Origin of the sequence: Actinoalloteichus spitiensis RMV-1378 (assembly GCF_000239155.1) — a bacterium.
In the GTDB taxonomy this organism is placed as follows: Bacteria; Actinomycetota; Actinomycetes; order Mycobacteriales; family Pseudonocardiaceae; genus Actinoalloteichus_B; species Actinoalloteichus_B spitiensis.
Genome location: NZ_AGVX02000636.1, coordinates 1 through 3,609, shown reverse-complemented (window position 1 = coordinate 3,609; position 3,609 = coordinate 1). Strand labels below are relative to the sequence as shown.

The 3,609-nt window shown below is 71.7% G+C and carries 2 protein-coding genes, 1 tRNA gene and 1 CRISPR repeat array; of the genes, 2 read left to right on the top strand and 1 reads right to left on the bottom strand.

All coding sequences use genetic code 11. From position 1 onward, the window contains the following. Positions 1-1,419, bottom strand: a 1,419-nt coding sequence (locus ACTIDRAF_RS30715; protein WP_157163230.1) for an MFS transporter, incomplete at its 3' end; no start/stop codon positions are given. A gap of 57 nt (positions 1,420-1,476) precedes the next feature. On the opposite strand from ACTIDRAF_RS30715, the gene ACTIDRAF_RS0223130 reads away from it, so the two are divergent. Further along, the gene (locus ACTIDRAF_RS0223130) at positions 1,477-2,367 is read left to right on the top strand and encodes a helix-turn-helix transcriptional regulator (protein ID WP_016701081.1); all 891 of its coding nucleotides are present in this window, start codon (positions 1,477-1,479) and stop codon (positions 2,365-2,367) included. 295 nt (positions 2,368-2,662) lie between these two features. Continuing rightward, positions 2,663-2,736, top strand: a tRNA-Pro gene (locus tag ACTIDRAF_RS0223125). A gap of 530 nt (positions 2,737-3,266) precedes the next feature. Beyond that, positions 3,267-3,539: direct repeats of the CRISPR family, unit length 29 nt; unit sequence CGGCTCACCCCCGCTTGCGCGGGGCAGAC. Positions 3,540-3,609 lie beyond the last annotated feature (70 nt).

Genomic DNA, 3,609 nt, shown 5'->3' with positions numbered 1-3,609 from the left:
CCCGCCGCACGCACTCCCACCAGCAGTGCCTCCTCGGACCCCGAGGTGGGCGTGCCGGCCCGCCGTCCGATCGCGACCACCGAGGCCAGCAGCGGCACACCCACGGCGCCCCCCGTCTGCTGGAAGGTCTGCCTCAGCCCCGTGGCCAAGCCCTGTTCCCGGTCGGTGAGACCCGACGTGGCGGTGACGGTGAAGCCGACGACCGCCAGCACATGACCGAACCCCCACGACAGCCATGCCCACGAGCACCACCGGCAGACCGTTCGCGGCCGGGAGCAGCACCAGCAGACCAGTACCCGCCGCCTGCACGAAAAGGCCCACCACCAGCGCCCCACGGCTGCCCCACCGGCTGATGACGCGAGGGGCCACGCCGCCAGCGATGATCGCCGCCACCCCGAGCACGCCGAAGGCGAACCCGGTGACCAGCGCCGAGAAGTCCAGCACCCGCTGCAGGTAGAGGGTCAACGCGACCGTCGTACCCGTGGCCATGCCGAAGGTGACGAACCCGGCCAGGTTCCCCCACAACACCGAGGGACGCCGCAGCACCCGGGGCGGCACGAGCGGGCTCGGAACCCTCCCCTCCACCAGCGGGAAGGCACCCAGCAGCACCAGACCTCCCAGCAGCGGGACCACGACTCCCGGGCTGGCCCAGCCGGACGCCTCGGCGTTCGCCACACCGAACACGACGGAGACGAGCGCCGCCGTCGCCAGCAGTGCCCCGGTGAGATCGAGACCAGCGGCCGTTCCCCGGTGCTCCCCCGGCGGGACCTGGCCGGGGCCGGCGACCCGGTCCTGGTCGGAACCCCACCGCCGCGGACCGGGTGCGGGCAGCAGGCGCGACGCGCCCAGCAGGATGACCACCCCGGCCGGCACGGAGATCCACATCGTCCAGCGCCAGTCCAACCCGTCCGTGTCCACTCCGCCGAGGACGACCCCGCTGACGAACCCCAGGGACAGCACCGCCCCGTTCACCGCCAACGCCCGCTCCCGTTCCGGCCCCTCCCGGAAGGAGGTCGTGATCAGTGACAGCGCGGTAGGCGTCAGCATCGCGGCGCCCAACCCCTGGACGGCCCGCGCGGTGAACAGCGCGCCCGCCGTGGTCGCGAAGCCAGCCGCGAGCGAGGCCGCGGTGAACACGAGCAGCCCTCCCAGGAAGATGCGGCGCCGCCCGACGAAGTCCCCCATCCGGCCGAACAGCAGCAGCAATCCCGCGAAGGGCAGCGCGAACGCCGTGACCACCCACTGCAGCTGGCTGGCGCCAACCAGGCCGAGCTCAGCTCCGATCGTCGGCAGCGCCACGCTCACCACGGAGAAGTCCACGGCGACCATGAACTCGGTGCCGCACAACAAGGCCAATACCAGTCGACGCCGCACGTCGAGGCGCTGCGCAGCGCCGGACGCGGTACCACTTTCCACCATGGCCGCAAGCTTCGGCCGACGAACCACCGCCAGGGAGTGCTCGCCTATCCTGGTGTCGTGACCACCCGGATCACCGAGGCGAACGCCTCCCGGCGAGCGCAACTCCGGGACTTCCTCCGCAGCAGACGCGCCAGGGTCAGCCCCGAACGGGTCGGCCTGCCCGCCGGTCCCCGGCGGCGCACCCCTGGACTGCGGCGGGAGGAGCTGGCCGTCCTCGCCGGGGTGGGCGTCTCCTGGTACACCTGGCTGGAACAGGGGCGGGCCATCCGGGTTTCTGGCCAGGTCCTCGACGCCATCAGCTCGGCCCTGCTGCTCGACGAGACCGAACGCCACCACCTGTACCTGCTGGCCGGGCTGAACCCGCCAGCGGTTCCCTCCGCGACCGCACCCTCCCCAGCCACCCCCGAACTGCGCCGGCTGGTGGACGCCTGGCTGCCCAACCCCGCGCACATCCTCGACCGGCACTGGAACTTCGTGCTGGTCAACGAGGCCGCGGCGGCCGTGTTCGGCTATCCCGGGGCTGACGGCAACTGCCTGCGTTCGTTCTTCACCGACCCCGGGTACCGCACGGGCAGTCGGCACTGGGACGACACCGCGGCGGGGATCGTCGCGGAGTTCCGCGCCGACGCCGCCCGGTTCCCCGACGACCCGGTGTTCCCCGCGCTCGTCGAGCGACTGCGGTCGGACAGCCCCGAGTTCGCCACACTGTGGTCCCGCCACGACGTCCGGGTGGGAACGCACGGAGTGAAGGAGTTCCACCACGCCGAGGCCGGCCGGCTGGTGTTCGAACACAGCGTGTTGCGGTTCCCCGACCGCCCGGAGCTCCGGCTGGTCCTGCACCTCCCCGACCCGGCCACCGGTACCCGGGACACGCTGGAGCGGCTGCTCGGCAACGCCCCTGGCGCGGAGGACCATGACGTGGAGCCCGCGCGCGCCACCGCTGGGTGACCGCACCTCGGCGGGAGGCCACCCCCGGACCACCGAGGGGCCCGGCCCCGACAGGTCCCTGGCTCCGCGGGCTGCGTGGAGACCGTGGTGTGCGGACCCGCTTCACGAGGGACCGCCTCCAGCGTGCACGCCGTCGTGTTCCGGTGTCAGCGATCGGGCGCCACGTGAGGACTCCCCGACTTCAGGCACTTGCCCGCATCGGAGCAGGTCAGCGGGCTGACCAGATCAAGGCACCCCCCGGTGGGACGGGGCACGAGGGGTGGGGTAAGCTGTGTTCACACACCGAGACGGTAACCGGGACGTGGCGCAGCTTGGTAGCGCACTTGACTGGGGGTCAAGGGGTCGCAGGTTCAAATCCTGTCGTCCCGACGGTTACGAGAAGGCCCGCTGACACTGGGAACATACCAGGTCAGCGGGCCTTCTCGCGTTCCGGTGCCGATCAGCGCCCGATCATCCACTTCCGCCCCTACCCGCGAGTAACCCCCATGGTGGGAGCTTTGCGTCCCGCAGGACGAAGTGTGGCCGCACGAAATGTGGCTGCGTTCCCGAAGCGAACTGGGTGCCCAGCAGGGCGGTGGTGGCCTACCGTGAGTGAGCCGGCGCACCGATCGCCCGCTCGCCCCGCCAGGGACGCCTGGACCAGCACGACGGGCCACCCATAGCCAGCAAGTGCCAACGTCCCCAACGCCCCGGCACGAGTGGGTCAGGCGCGTCCGGAGTGGAGCGGCCAGGTTTGGTGCCCACCAGGTGGTTCGAGTCGTTGAGCGACCAGGCGCCCGCCAGAGCGTTCCACTTGCGGAGGCCAACGCCGAGACGTTCTGCCCCCACAAGCAGTCGTTCGGCTCACCCCGCTTGCACGGAGCAGACGACCGGGCCTCCTGCACCAGCTGGGTGGTCGTCGGCTCACCCCCGCTCGCGCGGGGCAGACCCGCGCGTCGTCGCCCGAGTCGACGGAGCGAACGGCTCACCCCCGCTTGCGCGGGGCAGACGAAGGGGTGGGAAGCGCGCGCAACGACCGACGCGGCTCACCCCCGCTTGCGCGGGGCAGACTCGCGAGTGCCGCCCTGGAGACGCGCCGCCTGCGGCTCACCCCCGCTTGCGCGGGGCAGACAGGGGCGAGGACGAGGACGAGAAGCCGTTAGCCGGCTCACCCCCGCTTGCGCGGGGCAGACCCTTGTCGACCTGCGCTGATGCTACCGAGTGACCATTTTGTGATCTCCCGTTGGTGTGGCTCCGCGAAGT